This is a genomic window from Nocardioides psychrotolerans (assembly GCF_943371775.1).
Lineage (GTDB): Bacteria > Actinomycetota > Actinomycetes > Propionibacteriales > Nocardioidaceae > Nocardioides > Nocardioides psychrotolerans_A.
In genome coordinates this window covers 1-23,508 of record NZ_CALRWD010000014.1, presented here as the reverse complement: position 1 = coordinate 23,508, position 23,508 = coordinate 1, and the positions used below count along the sequence as shown (strand labels likewise).

Annotated in this window: 18 protein-coding genes; 11 read left to right on the top strand and 7 right to left on the bottom strand. The window is 70.1% G+C overall.

Features of this window, described 5'->3' with window-relative positions; translation table 11 throughout:
* Positions 1-11 precede the first annotated feature (11 nt).
* Together AAG827_RS06200 and AAG827_RS06195 are read left to right on the top strand one after the other, a co-directional pair.
* Positions 12-2,210 (top strand): copper-translocating P-type ATPase, encoded by a 2,199-nt coding sequence (locus tag AAG827_RS06200; RefSeq protein ID WP_341924989.1) that lies wholly within the window; start codon positions 12-14, stop codon positions 2,208-2,210.
* Positions 2,211-2,857: 647 nt separating this feature from the next.
* Positions 2,858-3,526 (top strand): DUF4396 domain-containing protein, encoded by a 669-nt coding sequence (locus AAG827_RS06195; protein ID WP_341924988.1) that lies wholly within the window; start codon positions 2,858-2,860, stop codon positions 3,524-3,526.
* A gap of 76 nt (positions 3,527-3,602) precedes the next feature.
* Here the strand turns inward: AAG827_RS06195 and AAG827_RS06190 are convergent, their stop codons facing one another.
* Positions 3,603-3,914: a hypothetical protein gene (locus AAG827_RS06190; RefSeq protein ID WP_341924987.1), complete on the bottom strand. Its 312-nt coding sequence runs from the start codon at positions 3,912-3,914 to the stop codon at positions 3,603-3,605.
* Between the two features lie 667 nt (positions 3,915-4,581).
* Here AAG827_RS06190 and AAG827_RS06185 point away from each other — a divergent pair.
* Together AAG827_RS06185 and AAG827_RS06180 are read left to right on the top strand one after the other, a co-directional pair.
* Complete coding sequence (locus AAG827_RS06185; protein ID WP_341924986.1) at positions 4,582-4,746, top strand: hypothetical protein; 165 nt, start codon at positions 4,582-4,584, stop codon at positions 4,744-4,746.
* 69 nt (positions 4,747-4,815) lie between these two features.
* On the top strand, positions 4,816-5,619 hold the full coding sequence (locus AAG827_RS06180) for a YwiC-like family protein (protein ID WP_341924985.1): 804 nt from the start codon (positions 4,816-4,818) through the stop codon (positions 5,617-5,619).
* A 4-nt stretch (positions 5,620-5,623) separates the two neighbouring features.
* Here the strand turns inward: AAG827_RS06180 and AAG827_RS06175 are convergent, their stop codons facing one another.
* Positions 5,624-6,256, bottom strand: coding sequence for a helix-turn-helix domain-containing protein (locus AAG827_RS06175; protein WP_341925048.1), 633 nt, complete (start codon positions 6,254-6,256; stop codon positions 5,624-5,626).
* A 241-nt stretch (positions 6,257-6,497) separates the two neighbouring features.
* Between AAG827_RS06175 and AAG827_RS06170 the strand changes: the two genes are divergently transcribed.
* The 6 genes from AAG827_RS06170 to AAG827_RS06145 are packed head-to-tail and all read left to right on the top strand — an operon-like array spanning position 6,498 to position 15,068.
* Positions 6,498-7,745, top strand: a complete 1,248-nt coding sequence (locus AAG827_RS06170; protein WP_341924984.1) for a NarK/NasA family nitrate transporter — start codon at positions 6,498-6,500, stop codon at positions 7,743-7,745.
* Positions 7,746-7,780: 35 nt separating this feature from the next.
* Positions 7,781-11,485, top strand: a complete 3,705-nt coding sequence (locus AAG827_RS06165; RefSeq protein ID WP_341925047.1) for a nitrate reductase subunit alpha — start codon at positions 7,781-7,783, stop codon at positions 11,483-11,485.
* Positions 11,485-13,134, top strand: a complete 1,650-nt coding sequence (gene narH / locus AAG827_RS06160; protein WP_341924983.1) for a nitrate reductase subunit beta — start codon at positions 11,485-11,487, stop codon at positions 13,132-13,134. Before AAG827_RS06165 ends, narH begins: the two co-directional genes overlap by 1 nt.
* Complete coding sequence (narJ, locus tag AAG827_RS06155) at positions 13,131-13,841, top strand: nitrate reductase molybdenum cofactor assembly chaperone (RefSeq protein ID WP_341924982.1); 711 nt, start codon at positions 13,131-13,133, stop codon at positions 13,839-13,841. Before narH ends, narJ begins: the two co-directional genes overlap by 4 nt.
* The gene (gene narI, locus AAG827_RS06150; protein WP_341924981.1) at positions 13,838-14,566 is read left to right on the top strand and encodes a respiratory nitrate reductase subunit gamma; all 729 of its coding nucleotides are present in this window, start codon (positions 13,838-13,840) and stop codon (positions 14,564-14,566) included. The genes narJ and narI overlap by 4 nt, the downstream gene beginning before the upstream one ends.
* Before the next feature lies 1 nt (position 14,567).
* Positions 14,568-15,068: a hemerythrin domain-containing protein gene (locus AAG827_RS06145; RefSeq protein ID WP_341924979.1), complete on the top strand. Its 501-nt coding sequence runs from the start codon at positions 14,568-14,570 to the stop codon at positions 15,066-15,068.
* A 352-nt stretch (positions 15,069-15,420) separates the two neighbouring features.
* Here the strand turns inward: AAG827_RS06145 and AAG827_RS06140 are convergent, their stop codons facing one another.
* From AAG827_RS06140 to AAG827_RS06120, 5 genes are all read right to left on the bottom strand, one after another.
* Positions 15,421-15,990 carry a hypothetical protein gene (locus tag AAG827_RS06140; protein WP_341924978.1) on the bottom strand — a complete coding sequence of 190 codons (570 nt, stop codon included), beginning with the start codon at positions 15,988-15,990 and terminating at the stop codon, positions 15,421-15,423.
* Positions 15,991-16,051: 61 nt separating this feature from the next.
* On the bottom strand, positions 16,052-17,071 hold the full coding sequence (locus tag AAG827_RS06135; protein ID WP_341924977.1) for an arginine deiminase-related protein: 1,020 nt from the start codon (positions 17,069-17,071) through the stop codon (positions 16,052-16,054).
* A 37-nt stretch (positions 17,072-17,108) separates the two neighbouring features.
* Positions 17,109-20,591, bottom strand: coding sequence for an SbcC/MukB-like Walker B domain-containing protein (locus tag AAG827_RS06130; protein ID WP_341924976.1), 3,483 nt, complete (start codon positions 20,589-20,591; stop codon positions 17,109-17,111).
* Between the two features lie 2 nt (positions 20,592-20,593).
* Positions 20,594-21,310 (bottom strand): DUF4194 domain-containing protein, encoded by a 717-nt coding sequence (locus AAG827_RS06125; protein ID WP_341924975.1) that lies wholly within the window; start codon positions 21,308-21,310, stop codon positions 20,594-20,596.
* On the bottom strand, positions 21,307-22,797 hold the full coding sequence (locus tag AAG827_RS06120) for a DUF3375 domain-containing protein (RefSeq protein WP_341924974.1): 1,491 nt from the start codon (positions 22,795-22,797) through the stop codon (positions 21,307-21,309). The genes AAG827_RS06125 and AAG827_RS06120 overlap by 4 nt, the downstream gene beginning before the upstream one ends.
* 115 nt (positions 22,798-22,912) lie before the next feature.
* Between AAG827_RS06120 and AAG827_RS06115 the strand changes: the two genes are divergently transcribed.
* A partial coding sequence (locus AAG827_RS06115) for a hypothetical protein (protein ID WP_341924973.1) occupies positions 22,913-23,508 on the top strand: 596 nt, incomplete at its 3' end.

Genomic DNA, 23,508 nt, shown 5'->3' with positions numbered 1-23,508 from the left:
ATGTTGGGTTCATGAGCAGTCACACCCACCACGCGCACACGCCCTCCCAGACAGGCACTGCTGGCGGTGCTGGCACCAGCGGCGCCGCGCACCCTGCCGGGGAGTACACGTGTCCGATGCACCCCGAGATCCGTCAGCCGGGTCCCGGGGCGTGCCCGATCTGTGGGATGGCGCTCGAGCCCGTCACCGTGACCGCGGACAGAGGTCCCGGCCCGGAGCTGGCAGACATGACGCGCCGCTTCTGGATCGGCCTGCTTCTCGCCGTACCTGTGGTCGTCCTCGAGATGGGCATGCACTTCGTGCCGTCCGCGTTCGAGTTCGTCTCCGCCACGACCGCGACCTGGATCCAGCTCGTGCTGGCCACCCCGGTGGTCCTGTGGGCCGGGTGGCCCTTCTTCACCCGGGGGTGGACCTCGGTGCGCACCAGACAGCTCAACATGTTCACCCTGATCGCGATGGGCACCGGCGTCGCCTGGGTGTTCTCCGTCGTGGCGACCCTGGCGCCGGGAACCTTCCCCGATTCCTTCCGCGACATGGGAGGGACCGTCGACGTCTACTTCGAGGCGGCCGCTGTCATCACCGTTCTGGTCCTGCTGGGCCAGGTGCTCGAGCTCCGCGCTCGCGAGCAGACCTCCGGCGCGATCAAGGCCCTGCTCGACCTGACCCCCAAGACAGCCCACCGCATCGCTGACGACGGAACCGAGGAGGACGTCACCCTCGACCTCGTCCAGATCGGAGATCGACTGCGGGTGCGTCCCGGCGAGAAGGTCCCGGTCGACGGAGTCGTCGAGGACGGCCGCTCCTCCCTCGACGAGTCGCTGGTGACGGGCGAGTCGATGCCGGTCTCGAAGACCCAGGGCGACGCGGTCATCGGCGGCACCCTCAACCAGACCGGCGCACTGATCATGCGTGCCGAGAAGGTCGGCCGCGACACCATGCTCGCGCGGATCGTGCAGATGGTCGCCGACGCGCAACGCTCCCGCGCCCCGATCCAGCGGATGGCCGACCGCGTCTCCGGCTGGTTCGTCCCCGTCGTGCTCGGAGTCGCCGTGATCGCCGCCATCGTCTGGGGCCTCGTAGGCCCCGAGCCCCGCCTGGCACACGCCCTGATCGTCGCGGTCGCCGTACTCATCATCGCCTGCCCCTGCGCCCTGGGGCTCGCCACGCCGGTCTCGATCATGGTCGGCGTCGGCCGAGGTGCCGGGCTCGGCGTCCTCATCAAGAACGCCGAAGCACTCGAGCTGATGGAAAAGGTCGACACCCTCGTCGTCGACAAGACCGGCACCCTGACCGAGGGCCGCCCCTCCGTCACCCAGGTCGTCGCCCTCGACGGGTTCGACCGCGACGAGCTGCTGCGCCTTGCCGCCGGTATCGAACGCGCCTCCGAGCACCCCCTGGCCCAGGCCGTGGTCCGCGCCGCCGAGGCGCAGGGGATGAGCATCCCGGCGGTCAGCGACTTCGACTCCCCCGTGGGCAAGGGCGTCGTCGGCGTCGTCGAGGGCCGCCGTGTCCTGCTGGGGAGCGCCACCTTCCTCGGCACCCACGACCTCGCAACAGCTGACCTGACCGCCCGTGCCGACGAGCTCCGAGCCGACGGCGCGACTGCGATCTTCATCGGCATCGACGAGCAGGTCGCCGGCATCTTCGCCATCGCAGACCCGGTCAAGGAGACCACCCCCGCCGCACTGGAGGCCCTGCGCGCCGAGGGCATCGAGGTCGTCATGCTCACCGGCGACAACCGGGTCACTGCCGAGGCTGTCGCACGGAGCCTGCACATCGACCGGGTCGAGGCCGAGGTCCTGCCCGACCACAAGAGCGACATCGTCACCCAGCTCAGGGCCGAAGGTCGCGTGGTCGCGATGGCCGGCGACGGCGTCAACGACGCCCCAGCGCTCGCCGCCGCCGACGTCGGACTCGCGATGAGCTCTGGCACCGACGTCGCCATGGAGAGCGCCGGGGTCACCCTGCTCCGCGGCGACCTCACCGGCATCGTCAGCGCCCGCCGCCTCTCCCAGGCCACGATGTCCAACATTCGCCAGAACCTGGTCTTCGCGTTCATCTACAACGTCGCCGGCATCCCCGTCGCTGCCGGCGTCCTTTACCCCACGTTCGGACTGCTGCTGTCCCCGATCATCGCCGCCGCCGCCATGGCGCTGTCCTCAGTCAGCGTCATCACGAACGCGCTGCGGCTGCGAACAGCCCGGATCTGAGCACCCACAGCAGCCCTTGTCGGCCCCTTGGATGCCTCGCCTAACATCACCTGGTGTCCGAGCCCGGTGCCCGCAGCAGTACGCGCTGGGCGCGGCACGCCCTTTTGGTCGGCGTGACGCTCGGGCTCGCCCTGATGTGCGCAGCTCTCGTCACCGGTAGCAACGGCCCCACGGGGACCGCCTCAGGGGCTGCCTCCATGGGCTCGATGGTCATGACTCCGACGGTCGCCGAGGTTGGCCAGGTGACAGCGCTGCCGGTCGAACCGATGGCGGGCATGTGCGACGCCGCCTGCGCCTCCGGCGCCGCACGAGCCACCTGCGCCCTCGCCGCAGCGGCAGCCCCCCTGACGCTGCTCGGGCTCCTAATGACACGTCGACGCAACACGTTCCTCGGGTTGCTCACCAGGACAACCGGTCCCCTCATCGTGAAACGCGAGCGCAGCAGGTGGTCCGGCTGGCTCGTCCTCTCGCCGATGTCCCTGTGCGTGTGGAGGGTGTGACAGGTCGCTCAGCACCAGCCTGAGCCCTCTCCCACCCGAGTCCGTCGGTCGAGCTACGCCTGACCAACCGGACCCGTCCCACCCCTGCGTCCGCCCGCATCGCGACGACGCCACCCACACGACATCAAGGACACACCTCTCATGGACATGACCAACCGAGTGCCCGAGTGGCTCACCCCCATCGCCTGGACCTTCATCACGCTGGCCCTGCTCAGCGCCGCCGCGATCGCCTACGACGTCTACGCCCGACGACACCGCCACGGCACCGTCGCAGCCGAGATCGTCTGGGTCACCTCAGCTCTCTACCTCGGCCCGTTCGCACTGCCCCTCTACGCCCGTCACGGACGAACCGCACAGATTTCCGACGCTTCCCGGACCGCTGCCACTGCCCAGCCGGTTGCGGTCGCCGGACTGCCCGGCGGAGGCGCGTCTGCGGTCGCGCACCTCATCGGGGTCCCGGTTGTGATCGCCTCCGGCCTGACCATCGCCGGCATCGACCTGTGGGTCATGATCATCGTCATCGGCCTGCTCGCCATGGCCTTGCTGTTCGTCTACGAGCGGACCGCGAGCGGCCGCGGCACGTCTCGCGCCTCGTCCGCCGGAGCCGCTGCCATGGCAGCAGTGCTGACGGTGCTGGCGTTCGACATCGGCATGGGCGGCTGGATGCTTCTCCTCCACTTCAACGAGTACATGCCACCCGTCGACCAGGGCTCGTTCTGGTTCCTCATGCAAGTCGGCATCGTCCTCGGCCTTCTCACCGGCTACCCCGCCGTCACGTGGCTCACCCGACGCCACGAGGCCGTCGCCCCGGCCTGAGCCCAGCACACCCCCTGCCCGTAGCACCGGCCGCGCCCAGGACGATCCTCGCTCGTCCTGGGCGCTGTCGAGCCCGTCAGGAAGCGGCGGCGTCCCCTAGTGCTTTTCGCAGCGCCTCGATCGAGGGCAGCCTTGACAAGCCCGCAGGCGTTGCGTAGACCCGGCAAGCCATCCCCACGTGAGCGCCCGCCTCCGGAAAGAGATCATGACCGCTGACAAGGATCGTGGGCGAGCCGGTGAAGCCGCGCAACCGAGCTTGCTCATCCGTCTCGATGACTGTCGTAATCACCGAGACCGCGAGGCACAGCTCGTCCGCCACCGCCCTCACCATCTCGAAGGCTCCGAGCTCGTGAGGGCAGTCCGACACCACCAGCAGCTCCACGTCCATCGCCTCACGATGCCCTAGCCGTCAACCCGGCGAAAGGGTCGGCGGCTCGGTCCATCTCCATCCTGCGACCGCCAAGAACAATCGCGCCGCTGCGGTCGCGCGCGAGAAAGTGCGGCAACTCGTTACAAGCGTGATACAAGTGAGGCAACATCATCGACGTTTGCGCAGGTCAGCATGGGTCAGTCAGTCACTACTACGACATCTAGTCACGTGTGCACATAGAGCTCGAATTCACCGCTCTACGACGAAGGCCCCGGGCTTGCCCGGGGCCTTCGTCGCATCTCAGGCTCCGGCGTGGACGACTCGAGACTTCTCAGGACCTGTCACTCCTGCGCTGCCGTCTCCGAACGGCAGGCTCAAGGCTCGTCACCGCGATTGTCGCCGACCGCGAGTCGATGCACGGTGCTTGCGACCGCGCCTCCCCCAGCAGTGGCCCGCGCGGAGCGAACGACGACGAGAGGTGGGCGGCCCCGGTCGCGCAGCCGCTCTTGCGCGCCACGATGTCAGAACCGGTGCAGGATCCTTGGCGACTCCCCTTGAGGCACAGCAGTCCGAGGAGATGCGCGTGAGGCGAGAGCGATCGCGGCCCTTGTGGGTCCAGACCCGGCGGGAGATCCTCACGCCCCGGGGTCCCTGGCAGGATTCCGTCACGGGTCAGCAGGAGCATGTGGACACGGTCGTCGGCGAAAGCTCGCTGCGCATCGGCGAGGCTGACTCCGACGCCCAGCGTCTTCGGGTCGGTGATCATCACGTCGGCGACGGTCTGCTGGAGAACCGGGCCCGGGAGTGCCATGTCGCTCACCTTCGCAGCGGGGTCTTCGTCGGGCCATGAAGCCCGAGACGCTCGAGCTGAGGACGTTCGACTCTGTGCACGCGGATCCAGTGTGCTCACGATGAACGCGTGTCGACCCCCTCCTCCGTGGGCTGGGCTGCCCCCACCGCGCGTCCGCGGGTGCCACGGACCTCCTTGGTTCCGCCGCAGCACGGGGCTTGGGCGTTCGTGGGGCTCCCGCTCGTCCTCGGGACGCTGGTGACTCCGGCGTCCTGGACCACGGCGCTGCTCACCTGGGCGGCGTTCACCTGCTACCCCGCCTCGTACTTCGCCCTGAGCCTGGTGCGGGCTCGCCGAGGCGATCGCTTCCGCCGACCCCTGGCGACCTGGATGCTGGCGGCGGCCGTGCCGGCGGCGGTGCTGGTTGCGATGCGGCCGTGGTTGCTCGTAGTGGGTCTGGGATACGCCGGGCTGTTCGCGGTGAACCTGGCCTTCGCGCGACGCAACCATGAGCGGGACCTGGTCAACGACGCGGTCCTGATCCTCGAGGTCGTGGCGCTGGTCCCCCTCACCTGGCTGTCGGCGGAGCCGCACACCACCGTCCCGTCACAGGTGTGGTTGCTGACCGCGCTCTGCGGGCTCGTCCTGGTCGGCTCGACCCTGCACGTGAAGTCCCTGCTGCGGGAGCGACGCAACGCGTCGTACGCCCGGGCGTCGCGCGCCTTCGCCGTGGCCTCTCTCGTCGCCGGCGTCGGTCTGGCAGGAGCGTGGGGGCTGCCTGGTGGCGTCGCTCTCGTCGTGCCGTTCATCCTGTTGGCACTGCGGGCCTTCAAACGGGACTGGAGCGGATGGCGCCCCGGCCGGATCGGGCTCGTCGAGCTGGCCTGCTTCGTGGCGGTGGCAGTCGCCGCGGCCTTCGCGGTGAGCTTCTGAGCCCTCAGGGCTCCTCGACCGGCGGGACCACCAGCAGGCAGGCACCGGGCTCGGCGAACGGCATCAAGGCGCTCCCAGCGGGATCTGCGCCGTGCTCGCCCAGGACTCCGCGCAGCATGCCGAGGTGGACGTTGCACACGATGAGTGGGTTGCTGCGGGCGGCCTCGAGCAGCGGGCAGCGGGTCAGGCGGACCGTTGACGGGACCGACGGGTCCTGACGGGGCTCGAAGCCCAGGTCGTCGAGCAGCTCCAGGGCACGGTCGCGAGCCAGCTCGGGGGTCGTCGGTGCGGCACCCCGGTCACGGGCCAGGGTGCGTCCCCAGTCCTCCCCCGCGCGCTCGGCGTCCACGCTCGGCTGGGGGCTGGTGCGAGCGATGGTGGAGGACAGGACGACGGCTAGTGCGGCGTACTCGGATGCCTCGGAGACAGCTGTCGTCGCCTCGTAGGCCCACGCAGGTCGGCCTCGTCCGTGCGGTTGCTCGCGGGTGCGGCCGGCCAGCCCGGCGCGCACGAGCGTGTCGAGGTGCTCGCGCACGGTGTTGGGGTGCAGTGACGTGGTCGCGGCCAAGGAGGCCAGGGTGACCGGCCGGTCCTGGGCCCGCAGGCTGGTGAGGAGTCGCTCGGTCGACGCCGACAGTCGACGATCCGGAGAACCACCGCGAGGACCGAGGCGTCTGGGGGCTGCCTGGGAAGCGAGGGACTTTCGACCCTCTTCATTTTCCACGGTTTTGACTGTACTTAATTCCACGCGGAGCCGCCATCATGGCGGCCGGTGAGGAGATCTGACATGACCCACCTGACCCGGAAGGACGTCTGACGTGGGCACGTCCATTGGCAAACCGACCGAAGAGGTCCATGGTGGGCCGCATGAGTCTCGGATGAAGATCACCACGCCGACCGCCCCGCCGGCCGCGCGGGGCGACCACACGGTGGCCAGATCTCCCTGGCTGATGCTGGCCATGGCGACCATCGGCTTCGCGGTGAACTTCTGGGCGTGGGCGCTGATCAGCCCGCTCGGTCCGCTGTTCCGTGCCACCGGCAGCATCGGCACGCTCAGCGAGTCCGACGTCGCGCTGCTGGTCGCCGTCCCGGTCGTGGTCGGCTCGCTCGGCCGCATCCTCGTCGGCGGGCTGACCGACAAGCACGGCGGGCGCGTGATGTTCCCGATCGTCTCGGGCGTCACGATCCTGCCGGTCCTCTTCATCGCCTTCGTCGCGCTGGACTCCTACAACCTGCTCCTCGTCGGCGGGTTCTTCCTCGGTATCGCCGGGACGTCGTTCGCCGTCGGCGTGCCCTTCGTCAACGCGTGGTTCCCCCCGGAGAAGCGCGGTCTGGCGATCGGCATCTTCGGCGCCGGGATGGGGGGCACCGCGATCAGCGCGCTCACCACCGTCAGGCTGACCGATCAGCTGGGCGCCAGGGCGCCGTTCCTGATCACCGCCGCGGTGCTGGCCTGCTACGCGCTGGCGGCCTGGCTGATCATGCGCGACGCACCGGGTCGCGCGGTGCCCACGACCTCCCTGACGTCACGGATCGCGGCCAACTCCCGGCTCTCGATCACCTGGCAGGCATGCCTCCTCTACGCCGTCGCGTTCGGCGGGTACGTCGCGTTCTCGGTCTACCTGCCCGCCTACCTCAAGACCGCTCACGGGCTCACCCCGGCCGACGCAGCCAACCGGATGGCCGGCTTCGTGCTGGTCGCGGTCATCATGCGACCCGTGGGTGGGTGGCTCGCCGACAAGCTCGGCGCGATCCCCGTGCTCGCCACCGGCTTCGGGATCGTCGTGGTGGGTGCGGGCATCTCTGCCGGGACCCCACCGCTGCACGGCCTCGGGACGATCGCCTTCCTCGCCATGGCGGCCGCGCTGGGCTCCGGCAGCGGAGCGACCTTCGCCCTCATCGCCAAGGTCACCGACCCCTCGCGGGTCGGCGGCGTCACCGGCATCGTCGGCGCCGCCGGGGGGCTGGGCGGCTTCGTGCCGCCGCTGATCATGGGCTTCGTCTACGGCCGCACCGAGTCCTACGCCCTCGGGCTCTGGATGCTCTGCGGCACCGCCGCCCTCGCCCTGCTCCTCACCGTCACCGTCGTCCGACGCACCGCCGCCCCAGGACAGGAAACCCGTTGACCCCACCACCGAAGAGCCCCACGACCGACATCGGCATGGACGGCGCCCTGAGCGACGCGCTGGTCCGCAGCAGGAGGTTCTTCACCCGGGGGACGGTGTCCGCGGACCTGCGGACGCTCTCGCAGAAGGGAGGGCGGGACGCGGACGACTTCTACCGGGACCGTTGGAGCCACGACAAGGTGGTGCGCTCGACCCACGGCGTCAACTGCACCGGCTCGTGCTCGTGGAAGGTCTACGTCAAGGACGGGATCATCACCTGGGAGACCCAGCAGACCGACTACCCCTCGGTGGGTCCGGACTCCCCCGAGTACGAACCACGCGGCTGCCCTCGCGGCGCGGCGTTCTCCTGGTACACCTACTCACCGACCCGGGTGCGCTACCCCTACGTGCGTGGCGTCCTGCTCCAGATGTTCCGCGAGGCCAAGGTCCAGCACGACGGCGACCCCGTCCTCGCCTGGGAGCACATCGTCGAGAACCCGATGCGCGCCAAGGCCTACAAGTCGGCCCGGGGCAAGGGCGGTCTGGTCCGCGCCACGTGGGACGAGGCCGCCGAGATCGTGGCCGCCGCGCACGTCTACACGATCAAGAACTACGGGCCCGATCGGGTCGCCGGCTTCTCCCCCATCCCCGCGATGTCGATGGTGTCGCACGCGTCCGGTGCCCGGTTCGTGAATCTCATCGGCGGCTCGATGCTGAGCTTCTACGACTGGTACGCCGACCTGCCGGTCGCCTCACCCCAGGTGTTCGGCGACCAGACCGACGTCCCGGAGTCGGGCGACTGGTGGAACGCCGGCTACCTGATCATGTGGGGCTCCAACCTTCCGGTCACCCGCACACCGGACGCGCACTGGATGACCGAGGCCCGCTACCGCGGCCAGAAGGTGATCGCGGTCGCTCCCGACTACGCCGACAACGTGAAGTTCGCCGACGAGTGGCTGCCCGCGAAGCCCGGCACCGACGCAGCCCTCGCCATGGCGATGGGTCACGTCGTGCTCCAGGAGTTCTTCGTCGACCGGCAGACGCCGTACTTCACCGAGTACGTGAAGACCTACACCGACCTGCCCCACCTGGTCCGCCTCGAGGAGGCCGGTGAGGGTGAGTACACCGCCGGCAAGTTCCTCACCGCCGCCGACCTCGTCGACCACGCCGACGAGGAGAACGCCGCGTTCAAGACCGTGCTCATCGACTCGCAGAGCGGGCAGCCCGTCGTGCCGAACGGATCGCTGGGTCACCGCTACGGCGAGGCCGGGGTCGGCAGGTGGAACCTCGACCTGGGCGAGGTGGACCCCGTCCTGTCCCTGCTCGAGACCGCCACCGAGTCCGTCGTCGTGCGGATGCCGCGCTTCGACACCCCCGACGGCGCCGCTGCCGACCTGCCGCGTGGCGTCCCGGCACGCCGGGTCGACGGCCACCTGGTCACCACGGTCTTCGACCTCCTCATGGCGCAGTACGGCGTCGGCCGTTCCGTCAACGGGCAGAGCCTGCCCGGCCAGTGGCCGACCGGCTACGACGACGCGAGCTCGCCGTACACCCCGGCCTGGCAGGAAGCCATCACCGGTGTCCCCGCCGCGACCGCAGCCCGCATCGGACGCGAGTTCGCCGCCAACGCCGAGGAGTCCAAGGGCCGCTCGATGATCGTGATGGGCGCGGGCACCAACCACTGGTTCCACTCCGACACGATCTACCGCGCGTTCCTGACCCTCACCAACCTGACCGGCTGCCAGGGCGTCAACGGGGGTGGCTGGGCCCACTACGTGGGCCAGGAGAAGGTCCGCCCGATCACCGGCTACACCCAGATTGCCAACGCGCTCGACTGGAACCGGCCTCCACGCAACATGATCCAGACCGCGTTCTGGTACCTGCACACCGACCAGTTCCGCTACGACCAGTTCGGCGCCGACACGCTCTCGGCGACCACCGGCAAGGGCCAGCTCGCCGGGAAGTCCACCGCCGACGTCATCGCCCAGAGCGCCCGCATGGGCTGGATGCCGTCGTACCCCACCTTCGACCGCAATCCGCTCGACCTCAGCGCCGACGCTGCCGCCGCCGGCCAGCCGGTCGGCGAGTACGTCGTCGACCAGCTCAAGTCCGGCGACCTCGACTTCGCCGGCGAGGACCCCGACGCGCCAGGCAACTACCCGCGGATCCTCTCCATCTGGCGGGCCAACCTGCTCGGTTCCTCGGGCAAGGGCAACGAGTACTTCCTCAAGCACCTGCTGGGCACCGACTCCTCGGTCCGGGCGACCGAGACACCAGAAGGTCAGCGTCCGGTCGACGTGACGTGGCGAGAGACGGCACCCGAGGGCAAGCTCGACCTGCTGATGACGATCGACTTCCGTCAGACCAGCACCACGATCTTCTCCGACGTCGTCCTCCCGGCCGCGACCTGGTACGAGAAGCACGACCTCAACACCACCGACATGCACCCCTTCGTGCACTCCTTCAACCCCGCCATCGCGCCTCCGTGGCAGACACGCACCGACTGGGACGCGTGGCAGACGATCGCCGAGAGGTTCAGCGAGCTCGCCGCCGTCCACCTCGGCGTCCGCACCGACGTCGTCGCCGTGCCACTCACCCACGACACCCCGGACGCGATGGCCAACCCGCACGGCATCGTCCGTGACTGGAAGAAGGGCGAGTGCGAGCCGATCCCCGGCGTGACGATGCCCAAGCTCGTCGAGGTCGAGCGCGACTACGGCGCGGTCGCCGAGAAGATGAACGCCCTCGGGCCCCTCGTCGACACGCTCGGCGCGACGACCAAGGGCGTCACGTTCGAGCTCAGCAAGCAGGTCGACTACCTCCGCGCCAAGAACGGCGCCGTCCGCGGCGGGGTCGCCGACGGCCGGCCCTCGCTCAAGAAGGACATCAACGTCTGCGAGGCGATCCTGGCGATGTCCGGGACCACCAACGGACACCTCGCCACCCAGGGCTTCAAGACCCTCGAGAAGCGCACCGGGGTCCGCCTCGCCGACCTCGCCGAGGAGCACGAGGGCAAGCAGATCACCTTCGCCGACACCCAGGGCCCGCCCGTCCCGGTGATCACCTCACCGGAATGGTCAGGCTCCGAGACCGGCGGACGCCGCTACTCGCCGTTCACGATCAACGTCGAGCGCAAGAAGCCCTGGCACACCCTGACCGGCCGGATGCACTTCTACCTCGACCACGACTGGATGACCGAGCTCGGCGAGGGCCTGCCGGTCTACCGACCACCGCTCAACATGGCAGCCCTCTTCGCCGAGCCCGCACTCGGCACCGTCTCCGACGGGTCGGCCGGACAGGTCGAGGGCCTCACCGTCCGCTACCTGACCCCGCACAACAAGTGGTCCATCCACTCGGAGTACCAGGACAACCTGTTCATGCTGTCGCTCTCGCGCGGTGGCCAGAACATCTGGATGAGCGACCGCGACGCCGCCAAGGTCGGGATCGTCGACAACGACTGGATCGAGGCGGTCAACCGCAACGGCGTCGTCGTGGCCCGCGCCATCGTGTCGCACCGGATGCCCGAAGGGACCGTGTACATGTACCACGCCCAGGACCGCCTGATCGACGTCCCGATCGCCGAGACCTCCGGCAAACGGGGCGGCATCCACAACTCCCTCACCCGGCTGCTCGTGAAGCCGTCACACCTGATCGGCGGCTACGCCCAGCTGAGCTTCGCCTTCAACTACCTGGGACCCACCGGCAACCAACGCGACGAGGTCACCATCATCCGCAAGCGCAGCCAGGACGTGACGTACTGATGAAGGTCATGGCACAGATGGCGATGGTGATGAACCTCGACAAGTGCATCGGGTGCCACACCTGCTCGGTGACCTGCAAGCAGGCGTGGACCAACCGCTCGGGCACCGAGTACATCTGGTTCAACAACGTCGAGACCCGGCCCGGCCTGGGCTATCCCCGCACCTACGAGGACCAGGAGAAGTGGCAGGGCGGCTGGGAGCTCAACAAGCGCGGTCGGCTCAAGCTCAAGGCCGGTGGGCGCTTCAAGAAGCTCTTCACGATCTTCTCCAACCCCAAGCTGCCGTCGATCGGCGAGTACTACGAGCCGTGGACCTACGACTACGCCACGCTCACCGACGCGCCCGCCCAGGAGCACACGCCGGTCGCCCGGCCGAAGTCGCTGATCAGTGGCAAGAACATGAAGATCGAGTGGTCGGCCAACTGGGACGACGACCTCGGCGGCTCGACCGCCAACGCCCACCGTGACCCGATGCTCGCGAAGATCGCCGACAAGGTGAAGTTCGAGTTCGAGCAGACCTTCATGTTCTACCTGCCGCGGATCTGCGAGCACTGCCTCAACCCCTCGTGCGCTGCGTCCTGCCCGAGCGGCGCGATCTACAAGCGCGAGGAGGACGGCATCGTCCTGGTCGACCAGGACAAGTGCCGCGGCTGGCGCATGTGCGTCTCGGGGTGCCCCTACAAGAAGATCTACTTCAACCACCGCACCGGCAAGGCGGAGAAGTGCACCTTCTGCTTCCCGCGCATCGAGGTCGGGCTGCCGACGGTGTGCGCCGAGACCTGCGTCGGCCGGCTGCGCTACATCGGCCTGATGCTCTACGACGCCGACAAGGTCCTCGAGGCCGCCTCCACCACCGACGACCAGGGTCTCTACGAGGCCCAGCGCGACGTCTTCCTCGACCCCCATGACCCCGAGGTGATCCGGGAGGCGGAGAAGGCCGGCATCGCCCGCGACTGGATCGATGCCGCCCAACGGTCCCCGATCTACGCGCTCATCAACACCTACAAGGTCGCGCTGCCGCTGCACCCGGAGTACCGCACCATGCCGATGGTCTGGTACATCCCGCCCCTGTCGCCCGTCGTGGACGTCGTCGCGGAGACCGGTGAGGACGCCGAGGACAAGGGCAACCTCTTCGCCGCGATCGACGCCCTGCGGATCCCGGTCGAGTACCTCGCCGAGCTCTTCACAGCCGGCGACGTCGCACCCGTGGACGCCGTCCTCAAGAAGCTCGCCGCGATGCGCTGCTACATGCGCGACATCAACATGGGCCGCGACCCCGACGGCTCCATCCCGGCCGCTGTCGGGATGACCGAGGAGGAGATGTACGACATGTACCGCCTCCTCGCGATCGCGAAGTACGAGGACCGCTACGTGATCCCGCCGGCCCACGCCGAGCAGGCGCACTCCCTGGAAGAGCTGTCCACGGAGTGCTCGGTCTCGGAGTACGGCGGCGGCCAGAACGACCTCTTCGGCGAAGGATCCGGCGCACCGACCCCGATCGCCGTCGAGAACTTCCAGATGCTCCAGGACCGCCAGACCTCCGACTCCCTCGCCGGACCCGAGAACAAGGGCTCTCGCGTCAACCTGCTCAACTGGGACGGCAAAGGATCACCACCTGGGCTGTTCCCGCAGAAGAAGGACGACTCGTGAGCGGCCGGCGTCCGAAGCCGACCCTGCCGCCGGAGCAGCTGACGATCGTGTGGCAGTCGGTCTCGTTGCTGCTCGACTACCCCGACGAGGCCCTGGTCGCCCGGACGGACCTGCTCCACTCGGCCTCGCGCGGCCTCCCGGCCGACATCGGGGGCTCGATCCGGACGTTCCTCGCTCACCTCGGGTCCACGCCGCTGCCGGAGCTGCAGGCCGACTACGTCGAGACCTTCGACACCCGACGACGCTGCAACCTGTTCCTGACCTACTTCGCTCACGGCGACACCCGCAAGCGCGGGATGGCACTGCTGCGCTTCAAGCAGACCTACCTCTCCGCCGGCTTCGAGCTCGACGACGCCGAGCTCCCCGACCACCTCTGCGTCGTCCTCGAGTTCGCCGCCACCGGCGACCAGGCACTCGGGCGCGACCTGATGCTCGACCATCGCGCTGGGCTCGAGCTGCTGCGGCTCTCGCTGCGTGACATGAGCTCTCCGTGGGCGCCCCTGCTCGACGCGGTCACCGCCACCCTCCCGCCGCTCCGCGGCGACGAGCGCGACGCCGTACGACGTCTCGCGGCCGAAGGCCCGCCCGAGGAAGAGGTCGGGCTCGCACCCTTTGCCGCGCCCCAGTTCAGCCCCGGAGCAGCCACCGCCGCCGGCTCCGGGTCCACGCTGCTTCCGATGCCGTCCTTTCCAGGAGCACGCGCATGAACGAGTTCCTCTTCGTCGTCGTCCCCTACCTGTGCCTGACCACCTTCGTCGTCGGCCACCTGTGGCGCTACCGCTACGACAAGTTCGGCTGGACGACCCGCTCCTCGCAGCTCTACGAGAACCGGTTGCTGCGCATCGGCAGCCCGTTGTTCCACTTCGGGATGCTCGGCGTCATCGGCGGCCATGTCATCGGCCTGCTCATCCCCGAGTCCTGGACAGATGCCCTCGGCATCAGCGAGCACACCTACCACGTGGTCGCCGTCGCGGGCGGGCTGCTCGCCGGCGTCATGACCGTGGTGGGCCTCGCGATCCTCGTCTACCGTCGCCGCACCGTCGGCCCGGTCTTCTCGGCCACGACGCGCATGGACAAGGTCATGTACGCCTTCCTCGGGATCGTGATCGTGCTGGGGATGTGGAACACCATCGCCGGCTCGATCCTCACCATCAGCGGTGAGTACAACTACCGCGAAGGCGTGTCGGTCTGGTTCCGCTCGTTCCTCGCGTTCAACCCGGACCCACAGCTGATGGCGGACGCCCCGATCGGCTTCCAGCTCCACGCGCTCGTCGCGTTCGGCCTGTTCGCGCTCTGGCCGTTCACCCGACTCGTGCACGTCTTCAGCGCCCCGCTGGGCTACCTCACCCGGCCCTACATCGTCTACCGCAGCCGCGACGACGACCGGCTCGGCAGCCACCGACCCCGCCGTGGATGGGATCGGGTCGGCTGACATGTGTGAGTACTGCGGCTGCCGAGGCGTCGAACCGATCGGCGAGCTCATGGAGGAGCACACAGCGTTGGCCGGCGAGGCCTACGAGATCCGGAAGGCACTCGACCACGGGGACCGGGACCGGACACTCGCCCTCCTCACCCGTCTGGTCGGTCACCTCACCCGCCACACCGGACGGGAGGAAGCGGGGCTGTTCACCGCTCTGCGTCACAAGGCAGAGTTCCTCGACGAGCTCGGCGACCTCGAGGGCGAGCACCGACACCTGGACGGCTCCCTGACCGGTCTCGACCCGGAGGCCGACGACTTCAGCGAGGCCGTCACCCGACTCCTCGACGACCTCGCCACCCACATCGAACGCGAGGAGCTCGGCGTCTTCCCCGTCTCCGTCGTCACCCTCGGCGTCGACGGCTGGGACGTGGTCGAACGCTCCCGGACGGAGTCACCGAGCTTCCTGCTCGACCCGCGCACACCCGAACCCGGAGATGAACACGATGGAACATGAATCCCTGACAGCGCTCGCGTCACAGCACCTCGAGATCGCTCGGACAGCGTCCAGCGGACGGAGCGCACACACGCTGTACGGCGGTCACGCCCACGTCCTGCGCCAGACCCTCATCGCTCTGCGCGCCGGGACCCGCCTCGACGAGCACGAGAGTCCTGGCGAGGCGACTCTGCAGGTCGTTTGCGGTCGCGTCACCCTCGTCGCCGGAGATCGTCGAGTGGACGGGGCCGCCGGCGACCTGATGCCCATCCCCGATGCCCGGCACTCCCTGGAAGCCGTCGAAGACTCTGCGGTCTTGTTGACGGTGGCCAAGCGACCCTGAGCGAGGCCGCGTTGCTGGTGGGGGGCTCGCCTAGGAGACGGCCCGCTTGCGCAGGAGGAACGGAAGCGCACCCGGGGCTGCGACCAGCGCCAGCGGAGCGAGGTTGGCGATCACCGCCGCTGCCTGGAGGCCAGCGGGGGCACGGCCGAGACCCAGACACATGGAGACCCCCAGAGCAGTGACAGCCGCGTAGCCCAGGACGCCGACGCCGTAGGCCACCCAGGCGATCGGCAGCACGCTCGCGGACCGGTCGCTGCGCGCCGGGCGGGCGATCCGGAAGGCATGGACCACCAGTGAACCGACGTGCACGAGCGCAGGCAGCAGCAGGACGGCGGCGTAGAGCACGAAGGCGACGCCGTACAGGGACTGGTCCTCGTTGGGGCTCAGGACGTAGCGCGCCTCGAGGTCCCACGCGTACTCGTTGGCTCGCACCACCACCACGCCCGCTCCGGCGAAGGTGCCTGCGGACAGGACCGCGAAAGCCAGGGACACCCACGGTCGGGGCCCGGGCACGGAAGCGCCTGGCCGGACGCGGGGGCCGTCAGCACCCTGGGTGCTCGTCGCCGTGGGCTTGGGGTGTCGTGCGGGAGTGGTGTCCATGGCGACGACTGTCCCCGAAGCAGCACCCCCCGACCAGAGCACGAGGGCTCAGCCCGCGCCCCTAGCGTGCCAGGTCCTGGCCGTCGGCGCTGTGGGGATCCTGGTCGATCGCGGCGACGGCCGGGGTGAGGTCGAGGTCGGCGGTGGGACGTCGGTCGAGGTGGACGCCGGCGATCATGCAGCGCACCGACCCACCGGCCAGCTCGATGGTGGGGATGTCGACGGCGACGATCTCGCAGGACTCCTCGATCGTCGCCAGCTGGTCGGGCGTGAGGCTGGCCCGCGCGCGCGCCGACATCGCCATGATGGAGCGGGTCTGGCCGTCGGGCCGGCGCCCCTGCAGCTCGACGGCGTTGCCGGCGAAGTCGCGGATCTGCTGCTCGGTGAGCTCCACGATCTTGCGACCGGTCACCGCGAGCCGCTCGCGCACCTCGGCGCGACGCTGCTCGTCGGGGATCATCTCGAGGGCGAACATGGCCACCTTCGTGCCGATGCAGGCGATCACGTTGGTGTGGTAGACCGGCACGCCCGCGGAGTCGACCGCCTCGAAGGCCATCGGCTCGTAGCCGAAGTCGGTGCAGAAGCGCTCGAGGACATGGGTGTCGGCCCGGTGGCTGCGCGCGGTGTAGGCGACGCGCGAGACGTGGTCGAGCACCATCGCGCCGGTGCCCTCGAGGAAGATCCCGTCGGGCTCGAGGCCGGAGTAGTCGACGATGGTCTGCACGCGGTAGTGCGACTTGAGCAGCTCCAGCACGTCGGCACGGCGCTCGTGGCGCCGGTTGGAGGCATACATCGGGTAGACCGCGATCTTGCCGCCCGCATGGGTCGAGAGCCAGTTGTTGGGGAAGACGCTGTCGGGCCGGGTGTGGTCGTGGTCGTCGAAGACGTGCACGGTCACCCCCGCGTCGCGCAGCGCCTGCGCGACGGCGTCCATCTCGGCGACCGCCCTGGTCGACGTGGCCGCCTCGGACTGCCCCGCGGGGACGTCGCGCTGGAAGGCGTTGTCGGCCGCGGTCGCGGGGTTGGGCACGAACCGTGCGGCGCGGACGAGGATGACGGTGGAAGGGGCCTGTGCACTCACGGTCGGAACCTAGGGCATCGTGCGGACCGGTCTCCAATCACGGCGCCGGCACCCGCTCGGCATCGGTGATCGACATGATCCACGACTGATGGGTGGTGCTGCTCTTGGTGATCGCGAGCAGCTCGTCCATGTGCGGCTCGAGGCCGGTGACCTTGTCGAGCGGGACGCCGATGATCAGCTGGAAGCCGAGGCCACGCCACGCCTGGACGGCGCGACCGGCGAACTCGGAGTCGGCCTTGACGAAGCCCTCGTCGAGGAAGACCGGCGCGAAGCGCGGCCGCGAGCGCATCTCGTCACCGAGCCGGAAGCGCAGCGCGGAGCCCACGATGAAGGCCACGAGCTCCTGGCTCTCGCCACCGCTCTTCTCCCCCAGCGTGCGGTAGGTCGCCCGCAGCTCGCCGGTGAGCGAGTCGTAGCGCTCGGCGCTGATCTCCACGTGCCGTCGTACGTCGAGGAGCCGGTCGCGGTCGGTGGGTGCCCCGGCCGTCTCGCCGGACTGCGCTGGCTTGCGGAGCTGCTCCATGAAGCGGCTCAGCGCGGTGAAGCGCTGCTCCAGCTCCGCCTCCCCCAGCTCCGACGTGGAGCCTGCCGAGAGCGCTCGGAGGTCCTTCATGAAGACCTGCACGTGCGCCGGAGCCAGTCGGCGCAGCCGGATCCGGAGCCGGTCGCCGGCCCCGCCGAACTCGAGTCGGCGCAGGATCGCGTTGATCGGCTCGAGCCGGTCCTCGATCTCCTCGATCGACGCGGCCATGGCACCGACCAGCGGCACCAGGTCCTGCCCGCTCCACTCGGTCAGCCGGCGACGCCACTCGGCCCGCCGGTGCGCCAGGCCCTTGCCGCGGATCTCCTCGAGGATGCGGGCGTAGTCGGCGTAGGAGTCCGCGGTGGCCCCCAGGTTGGGCGAGTCCCACTGGAACTTGTAGACCCGGAAGATCGCGGCGAGGTCCTCCTCGACGCGCTTGATCTCGGCCTCCGCGACCGCGACCGCACCGCGCAGCCGCTCAGCCAGGCGGTGCGACGTCTCGGTGAACCGCTCGAGGTCGGCCGGGTCCGTCGGAGCGGCCGCGGCAGCGAAGTCCGCGGCCAGCGCCGCCTCCTGCTGCTCGGTCAGCACCACGGCACCGTCGGCGTCCAGCGCCTCGAGCCGGTCCTTGACGTGGTCCTCGTCGTCGACCAGGCGGCCGTGCGCGTCGTTGAGCTCGCGCTGGCGCTGCTCCAGGCCGAAGCGCGTCCGTCGCGTCTCCTCCAGACGGGCGGCCAGGGTCTCGATCTGTGCCTCCAGCGCCTGGAGCTGGTCGTCGGAGGCGAGGATCTCGGCACGACGGGCCTCGAGGTCGGCGATGCGTCGCTCGCTGCCCTCCACGTCCAGGTCGTCGAAACGCGCGGTGGCGACGGCGTCGTAGGAGGTGCGGCGCTGCTCGAGCACGCTGGACTGCCGGTCGAGCTCGGAGACCTCGGCGTCGAGGTCCGCGAGCTCGCGCTCCAGCGACGCGAGCTCGGCGTCGAGCTCGGCCAGGGCGTCGCCGTTGGAGAAGCCGATGATGCTGCGGCTGTCGTTGCGACCGTGGGCGCCGCGTCGACCGCTGCGGGTCTGGCCGGCCATCGTGACGCGGAAGCCGGGTCCGGCCAGGCCGTCGGCCGACTCCACGCACAGCGCGTTGCGGCCGGGCTCGGCGACGTGTGCCTGGACCCACCCGGAGAACGGCGAGTCCTGGAAGACCAGCTTGCCGGCGACGCGCTCGGGGTCGGCCGGACCGAGGTCGGGAAGGTCGAGCGGCACGCCCTCGAAGGTCAACCGCCCCCGCAGGCGCAGTCCGTCGATGGCCGCGGAGAAGTCGGCGAGCCGGTCGAGCGGGACGAGCAGCATCCGCGCGCTGCCGCCGAGCACGGTCTCGATCGCGTCGCGCCACCGGGACTCGTCGGGAGCCACGTCGAGCAGCTCGGCCACGAAGGGCAGCTCCTCGATGCTCAGGCCGCTCGCCTGCGCCACCTCGGCCCTCAGCTCGTGCATCCGCGCGGGCACGCGGCCGGCCCGGCTCTCCAACGAGGCGCGCTCGCGGCGGAGCTCGGCCTGGCGCTGGCTGATCGGGTAGCGACGGTCGCGCGTGGCGTCGCGCTCGCGTTTGGTGCTCTCCTGCTGGCGCTCCCAGCCGGCCAGCCACTGCCGGGCGTGCAGCTGGAGCACGCTGAAGGCCTCGCTCGACTCCAGCGCCGCCTCGAGGTCCGGCGACCCGGCGTCGGTGGCCGCGATCAGCGGCAGCAGCCGCTCCTGCAGGACCGTGCGCCGTGAGAGGCGTCCCTCGCGGATCACCTGCTCCTGCTCCAGCGACAGTGCGAGCGACTGGAGCGTCGAGCCCCCGGCCGCGTGGTGGGCCTCCTTGGCCGCCTCCACGTCCGCCTGGAGGGTCTGCTCCGCCGCGGCGGTGGCCGCCAGCTCGTCGGCGGTCGTCGCACGCTCGTGGCGGTTGGTGCCGACGGCGGTCTCGATCAGCCCGAGGTGGGTGCGCAGCAGCCACAGGCGCAGCGGCGTGTCACCGGGCAGCGTCACGCCGTAGGAGTCGAGCTCGGCGAGGCGACGCTCGGCGATGCCCTTGCGCTCGTGGAGCCCGGCGATCGGCTCGAGCAGGTCGAGCTTCTGCTCCTCGGTGCGCATGGCGGCGTAGGCGGCGTCGAGGTCGTCGAAGTGCTCGATCGCCCGGTCGGCCGCCGCATAGGTGACGGGCCGCTCCAGGACCATGTCCTTGTAGAGCTCGTCGACGCTGCGCACCTGGTTGCCGGCCTGGATGCGGGCGAGCAGCCGCAGCGCCTTGGCGCCGTCGCCGTTGGCGCCGATGCCCAGCCGCGCGTGGAGGACGGCGGAGTAGTCGGCGTAGGTGCGGTGCACCCGGATGCCCGGGAAGAGCTTCTTGAGGGTCGTGGCGTGGAAGCGCTCGGGTACGGCGACCTCGAGGCTGTCGAGCGTGAGGGTGCCCTCGTGCGTGGCGAGCTGCATCTGCACCTCGCCGGAGCGGGTGGCGCGCCGGGGCACGTAGTAGGTGCGCAGCGCGGTGAAGCGGCCACCCTGGTCGTTGACGAACGTCATCGCCACCGCGCCCCAGGTGTCGGTGCCCTTGCCGCGCAGGAGCTTCTCCACGGGTCGGCCCGTGCGTGGGTCGTCGATCACGTCGACCGCACCGCGCAGGTAGGACAGCAGGTTGCGCTGGCCCACCCCCCGAGCACGCCCCGCCACGGCGTCGTTGGACGCGCCGTTGAACTTGGTGTCCGAGGACATCATCAGGGCGGTGTAGGCGTCGAGGACCGTGCTCTTGCCGACGCCGGAGGCACCCGAGATCATCGTCGCGTCGCCGCGCAGCGGGACCGTGGTGAGCCCGCTGAAGCCGCCCCAGTTGACCAGCTGCAGCAGCGTGGCCCGCCACTGCACGGTGTCGTCGGCGGGGGTCTCCACCGTGTGCTGCTCGAAGAGCCCGTCGGTGGCATCGCCCTCGGCCTCGTCGATGCGCTCGGTCTCGTCGATGGACATCGTCACTCCTCCCCTGCGTCGCCCACGGGCTCGGCTTCCTCGTCGAAGAGCTCGGCCTGCTCCTCCGGGCTGGCCGGGGCCTCCGCGCTGGTGGCTCGCTGGAGCGCCTCGAGCAGCTCGTGGAGCAGGTCGAGCGGCAGCAGCGGCTCCACCGCCTCGCTGATCTCGAACCGGTCCTCGGCCGCGGTGGCGATCAGCAGCCCCGCCTTGGCGATGCTGATCACCGCGTTGCGGGCCCGCTTCTCGTCGCCCGCCTCGTCGGTCGCGTGCACCGGTCGGAAGGTCGCGACGTAGTCGACGATGTCGTCGCGGTCGATGAACACGTGCGCGTCGCCGCCCGCGAGGCCGGCACGGAGCCGGTCGCGCAGGTGCACCAGCACGAGCGTCTCCTCGCGCGACCAGGCCGCGTCGTAGAGGAGGGTCGGGAAGCGGCTGCCGGTCTCGGAGGTCGCCTGACGCTTCCACGCCACCTCGCGGGCGCGGTCGACGGCGAGCTCGAGGAAGAGGTCGTTGAGCCGTGAGCGCAGCACCCGCTCGTGCTCGACGAGCACCTGCCAGTCCCGTGGGTGCGTGCGCGCGCTGATGAAGCGCTGCTTGAGCAGGGTCACCAGGGCGTGGCGCTGGGCGTGCTCCAGCCCGCCCTCGTCGCCCTCGAAGAGCGAGACCGACCCCTCGTCGAGGATCGCGGGGTCGAGGTCCAGGTCGGTGTCGACGCTCATGCTCGGGTCTCGCTCTCGGGTCGGTCGGGATCGGGCAGGGGCAGACGTGGCACGGCGAAGGTGCGCCGCGACCCGTCGGGGCGGACGGCGGCGAACTCCTCGACGGCATCCTCGGCCTCCCACTCACGGTCGGCCGCCAGGTGCAGCAGCCCGAAGATCTCGACCGGCCGACGCAGGGCCGGCTCGAAGCCGTCGAAGACCTCCCCGAGCGAGCCGGCCGGGAGCAACGAGGCAAGGGCGGCGTCGAGCCGCTGCCGCAGCGAGGTCAGCTGCGGGCCGCCCTGTGCCATGACGGCCGCCAGGGAGACCGCCGGCCCGTCGCCCGGGTCGGCGGTGGTGATGCGCTCCGGGAGGACGTCGTCGGCCGGGTCGTAGAACCGCTCCCGGAGGTGCTCGACCCCGGCACGCGCGGGCAGCAGCGGCACGTCGAGCACCGCGCGCGGGCCGGTGGTCGCCATCCAGGTCATGAGCTCGGACTCCACCTGGCGCAGCGTCTGCTCGAGCTCGCGGTCGCGGGCCACGTCGTGGGACACGATGTAGTCCTTGAGGGTGGCGGTGACCCGCGAGCGCTGGGCGAGCACCCGGTCGAGGCCGTCGCGCACCAGCCGGACGGTCCCCCGCAGCTCGGCGCGGTCGGCGTCGCTGAGGATGCCGTCGGCGATCGGGTGCTCGAGCAGCGCGGTGAGGTCCTCGCGCAGCTGCGTGACCAGGGCGTCGTCGCGCAGCAGCGCGAAGGCGCCCTCGAAGGCCCGACCCTCGTGGGTCGCGTGCATGAGCGCGTCGGCGCGGGACAAGTAGTCGTCGATCACCTCGCCGGCGGGCCGGTCCTCGGCCCGGAACGCCGCCAGGATCTCGGCCCTGATCACGGCGAACCGCTCCTCCACCCGGGCGAAGTCGCTGGGCAGCGCGGAGATCAACGAGAGCAGCTCGGTGAACCCCTCGTGCATGTAGTCCTCGGTGGCGCTCACCATCTCGGCACCGTCGACCAGCCGGTCGCGCTCGGCCTGGAGCCGGGCGATCTCGGCATTGAGGATCGTGACCCGCGCGGTGCGGTCGGGGTTGGCCTCGGAGTTGAACCGCCGGACCGTCCCGAGGATGGTCGCGATCCGGTGCTCGCTCAGGGTGGCGCGGTCGCGCGCGAGGTTCTTCACCAGCTCGAGCGCCTGCTGGGCGTGGGAGGTCAGCGTGTAGACCTCGTGACCGGCCTCGTCGAGCGAGCGGACCAACCACTGGCCACGCATCCAGCGCTGGCAGAGGTCCTTGCCGCTGCCCGCGGGAACCTCCGCCTCACCGGAGCGCCTGACCACCGCGAGGTGCTCCTCGACCTGCGCGTGCAGCCGCGCCGTCGGGATCGGCTTGTTGTTGCGCCCGAAGGCCGCGCGGAAGATCGTGATCACGACGGGCGCCTGCCGCTGGTGGAGCAGGGTCAGGGTCGGCTGCGCGAAGGCGCCCCTCACCCGTGCCAGCTCACCGGCGATCTCGCTCACTGCGCTGCTCCTCTCGCGTCCAGCCGCGTCCCTCGTGCGACGGGCAAGCATCCCAGAGGCCACCGACGAGGGCCGGTCCCGGGGTGACCGGAGCCCGCGGATAGCGTGCATCCCCATGACCGACCTGGCACCGGCACTGCGCTACCCGACCCCTCAGGTGGTGCGCACGCTCAACGTGTCGGCCAAGGGCGGGCTGCTGCTCCTGCTGGTGGTGGCGCTGATCAACCCCGAGGTCGGGAACATGGAGGGCAAGGGCGCGGGGATCCGAGCCATCGCCTACCCCCTGCTGGCGTTCACCATCCCGGCCGTGTGGTTCACGCTGTGGCGCGAGCGCACGTCGTTCCCCTGGGCCGCCGACCTGTTGGTCACCATCACCTGCTTCACCGACATCCTGGGCAACCGGATGGATCTCTACGACACCATCGTGTGGTTCGACGACTGGATGCACTTCATGAACACCGGCCTGCTCGCCGCCGCCGTCATCCTCCTGACGATGCACTGGAGCTCGAGCCTCGGCGCGACCCTGGAGCGCTCCCTCGCCTTCGGCGCCACGGCTGCCCTCGTCTGGGAGGTCGCGGAGTACTACGCCTTCCTCAGCACCTCCGTCGAGCGCGCCGGCGCCTACACCGACACCCTCGGCGACCTCACCCTCGGCACCGTCGGCGCCGTGCTCGCCGGCGTGGTCGTGCACGCGTCGTGGCGCAGCGGACG